Annotated in this window: 1 rRNA gene (cut by a window edge); it reads left to right on the top strand. The window is 50.2% G+C overall.

What is annotated here, in order from left to right:
* Positions 1-2,477 (top strand): 23S ribosomal RNA (locus HT725_RS09940); it begins 425 nt to the left of the window's first position.
* Positions 2,478-2,500: the final 23 nt, after the last annotated feature.

The following is a 2,500-nucleotide window of genomic DNA, read 5'->3' as shown; positions in this document are numbered from 1 at the left end:
CCGTCGGAATCTGGGAGGACCATCTCCCAACCCTAAATACTCCCTAGTGACCGATAGTGAACCAGTACCGTGAGGGAAAGGTGAAAAGCACCCCGGGAGGGGAGTGAAATAGAACCTGAAACCGTGTGCCTACAACAAGTTCGAGCCCGTTAATGGGTGAGAGCGTGCCTTTTGTAGAATGAACCGGCGAGTTACGTTATGATGCGAGGTTAAGTTGAAGAGACGGAGCCGTAGGGAAACCGAGTCTGAATAGGGCGCCTTAGTATCATGACGTAGACCCGAAACCATGTGACCTACCCATGAGCAGGTTGAAGGTGCGGTAAGACGCACTGGAGGACCGAACCAGGGCACGTTGAAAAGTGCTTGGATGACTTGTGGGTAGCGGAGAAATTCCAAACGAACTTGGAGATAGCTGGTTCTCTCCGAAATAGCTTTAGGGCTAGCGTCGACATTAGAGATTCTTGGAGGTAGAGCACTGTTTGGGTGAGGGGTCCATCCCGGATTACCAATCTCAGATAAACTCCGAATGCCAATGAATTATGGTCGGCAGTCAGACTGCGAGTGCTAAGATCCGTAGTCGAAAGGGAAACAGCCCAGACCACCAGCTAAGGTCCCAAAATAATTGTTAAGTGGAAAAGGATGTGGGGTTGCACAGACAACTAGGATGTTAGCTTAGAAGCAGCTATTCATTCAAAGAGTGCGTAATAGCTCACTAGTCGAGTGACCCTGCGCCGAAAATGTACCGGGGCTAAAACAATTTACCGAAGCTGTGGATACCTTTATAGGTATGGTAGGAGAGCGTTCTATGTGTGAAGAAGGTGTACCGTGAGGAGCGCTGGAACGCATAGAAGTGAGAATGCCGGTATGAGTAGCGAAAGACAGGTGAGAATCCTGTCCACCGTAAGACTAAGGTTTCCAGGGGAAGGCTCGTCCGCCCTGGGTTAGTCGGGACCTAAGGAGAGACCGAAAGGTGTATCCGATGGACAACAGGTTGATATTCCTGTACTAGAGTATGTAGTGATGGAGGGACGCAGTAGGCTAACTAAAGCAGACGATTGGAAGTGTCTGTCTAAGCAGTGAGGTGTGAATTGAGTTAAATGCTTAGTTCTATAACATTGAGCTGTGATGGGGAGCGAAGTTTAGTAGCGAAGTTAGTGACGTCACACTGCCAAGAAAAGCTTCTAGCGTTTAAACATACTCTACCCGTACCGCAAACCGACACAGGTAGTCGAGGCGAGTAGCCTCAGGTGAGCGAGAGAACTCTCGTTAAGGAACTCGGCAAAATGACCCCGTAACTTCGGGAGAAGGGGTGCTGACTTTAAGTCAGCCGCAGTGAATAGGCCCAAGCAACTGTTTATCAAAAACACAGCTCTCTGCTAAATCGTAAGATGATGTATAGGGGGTGACGCCTGCCCGGTGCTGGAAGGTTAAGAGGAGTGTTTAGCGTAAGCGAAGGTATGAATTGAAGCCCCAGTAAACGGCGGCCGTAACTATAACGGTCCTAAGGTAGCGAAATTCCTTGTCGGGTAAGTTCCGACCCGCACGAAAGGCGTAATGATTTGGGCACTGTCTCAACGAGAGACTCGGTGAAATTTTAGTACCTGTGAAGATGCAGGTTACCCGCGACAGGACGGAAAGACCCCATGGAGCTTTACTGCAGTTTGATATTGAGTGTCTGTACCACATGTACAGGATAGGTAGGAGTCTATGAGATCGGGACGCCAGTTTCGAAGGAGACGTTGTTGGGATACTACCCTTGTGTTATGGCCACTCTAACCCAGATAGGTGATCCCTATCGGAGACAGTGTCTGACGGGCAGTTTGACTGGGGCGGTCGCCTCCTAAAAGGTAACGGAGGCGCCCAAAGGTTCCCTCAGAATGGTTGGAAATCATTCGCAGAGTGTAAAGGTATAAGGGAGCTTGACTGCGAGAGCTACAACTCGAGCAGGGACGAAAGTCGGGCTTAGTGATCCGGTGGTTCCGTATGGAAGGGCCATCGCTCAACGGATAAAAGCTACCCTGGGGATAACAGGCTTATCTCCCCCAAGAGTTCACATCGACGGGGAGGTTTGGCACCTCGATGTCGGCTCGTCGCATCCTGGGGCTGTAGTCGGTCCCAAGGGTTGGGCTGTTCGCCCATTAAAGCGGCACGCGAGCTGGGTTCAGAACGTCGTGAGACAGTTCGGTCCCTATCCGTCGCGGGCGTAGGAAATTTGAGAGGATCTGCTCCTAGTACGAGAGGACCAGAGTGGACTTACCGCTGGTGTACCAGTTGTCTTGCCAAAGGCATCGCTGGGTAGCTATGTAGGGAAGGGATAAACGCTGAAAGCATCTAAGTGTGAAACCCACCTCAAGATGAGATTTCCCATGATTTTATATCAGTAAGAGCCCTGAGAGATGATCAGGTAGATAGGTTAGAAGTGGAAGTGTGGCGACACATGTAGCGGACTAATACTAATAGCTCGAGGACTTATCCAAAGTAACTGAGAATACGAAAGCGA

Source organism: Streptococcus sp. 2579 (assembly GCF_013277195.1).
Taxonomy (GTDB): domain Bacteria; phylum Bacillota; class Bacilli; order Lactobacillales; family Streptococcaceae; genus Streptococcus.
The sequence above is the reverse complement of the archived record's forward strand: the minus strand, read 5'-3'. Positions and strand labels throughout refer to the sequence as shown.